Raw genomic sequence first — 1855 nt, forward strand, 5'->3', positions numbered from 1 at the left:
TCCGGCGCCGACCACGATCACCGGGTCCACGGCACGACGCCTCCGCCGACTGCCCGGCGCGGGCCGACCGCGCGGCCGGGTCGTGCGGTGTGCGAGGGGCGAGTCGACGCCGGAGGCCCGGTGTGGTGCGTGATCACAGAAGGTATGCAACATACTGCCCGTTCAACCGTCAAGTGACGGTTGAACGGGCAGTGGTGGGCTCAGCGGGCGCCGAGCCGCGTCACATGGCTCTCCCGGAGTCCATGTCCGTGGTCGGCTTCTTCGGCCCCGGCTCGTCCAGCCGACCGAGGTCGCTGCGGGTCAGCGGCCCGCCGGAGGTGCGCTTGCCGCGGCGCAGCCGCTGCTCCAGCCAGCCGGCGAACGTGGTGAGCGCGAAGTTCACGACGATGAAGATCAGCGCGACGACCACGAAGCTGGCGATGGTGTTGGCGTAGTTGGCGGTCAGCTGGCGTACCGAGGCGAGCAGTTCGGGGAAGCCGAGCAGCGCGCCGCCCAGCGCGGTGTCCTTGACGATGACCACCAGCTGGCTGACGATCGCCGGCAGCATCACCGTGACCGCCTGCGGCAGCAGGACGTTGCTCATCGTCTGGCCCTTGCGCAGGCCGATCGCCTTCGACGCCTCGGTCTGCCCGCGGGGCAGCGAGAGAATGCCCGACCGTACGACCTCGGCGAGCACCGAGGCGTTGTAGAGAACCAGCCCGGTGACGACCGCGTACAGCGGGCGCACCTCGGAGCTGACGTCGGTGAACCGCGCGTACAGCACGTTGGCGAACAGCATCAGGACCAGCACCGGGATGGCCCGGAAGAACTCCACCACGGTTCCCGCCGCACCCCGCACCCACACGTGGTCGGAGAGGCGCGCGATGCCGAGGACGGCACCCAGCGGCAGGGCGATCACCATGGCCAGCGCCGCCGCCTTCAGCGTGTTGCCCAGCGCGGGCAGCAGGAACGTCGTCCAGGAGCGGGAGTCGGTGAAGAACGGGCTCCACTTGTCCCATTCGAGCTGTCCCGCCTTGGCCAGGGTGTCGAGCACCCACCAGACCACGGCCGCCAGGACGACCAGGAACACCACGGTGTAGATCAGGTTGCGGGCCTTGGCCTTGGGGCCGGGGGCGTCGTACAGGACGGAGTTCATCGCTTCACCGCCACTCGTGTGCTGACCCGGCCGAGCATCAGGCCCGTGGGCAGCGTCAGCAGGATGAATCCGACCGCGACGACCGCCCCGATGAGCAGTGTTTCCGCCTCGTTCTCAATCATCTCCTTCATCAGGTAAGCCGCCTCGGCCACCCCGATCGCCGCCGCGACCGTGGTGTTCTTGATCAGCGCGATCAGCACGTTGGCCAGCGGGGCCACCACCGAGCGGAACGCTTGGGGCAGGATGATCTGGGTCAGCACCTGAGTGAAGGTGAGACCGAGCGCGCGGGCCGCCTCGGCCTGGCCGAGCGGCACCGTGTTGATGCCGGACCGGATCGCCTCGCAGACGAACGCGGCGGTGTAGGCCGCCAGCCCGAGCACGGCGAGCCGGAAGTTCTGGCTGTCGAAGTCACCTTCCGCGCCCAGGTAGATGCGCAGGGTCTGGGCGAGCCCCAGCGAGGTGAAGAGAATGATGATGGTGAGCGGGGTGTTCCGTACCACGTTCACGTAGGCGGTACCGAAGGCCCGCATCAGGGGAACGGGGCTGACCCGCATACCGGCCAGCACGGTGCCCCAGAGCAGGGCACCGATGCCCGAGAGGACGGCGAGTTTCACCGTCATCCAGAAAGCCCCGAGCAGGTCGTAGCCCTCAAGAAAGTCGAACACGATCTTCCGTGCTTCCGTTTGGGTGAATGACGCGGTGTGCCGCCCCGTAGGGCGG

The 1855-nt window shown here is 68.4% G+C and carries 2 protein-coding genes; both read right to left on the minus strand.

Annotated features, from left to right (window positions below):
• Positions 1–220: 220 nt before the first annotated feature.
• Positions 221–1135: an amino acid ABC transporter permease gene (locus tag ACYVE9_RS12860; protein ID WP_461027944.1), complete on the minus strand. Its 915-nt coding sequence runs from the start codon at positions 1133–1135 to the stop codon at positions 221–223.
• Entirely contained in the window at positions 1132–1800 is a 669-nt protein-coding gene (locus tag ACYVE9_RS12865) for an amino acid ABC transporter permease (protein ID WP_461027945.1), read from the minus strand. Before ACYVE9_RS12865 ends, ACYVE9_RS12860 begins: the two co-directional genes overlap by 4 nt.
• Positions 1801–1855 lie beyond the last annotated feature (55 nt).

It is taken from the genome of Streptomyces sparsus (assembly GCF_054776295.1).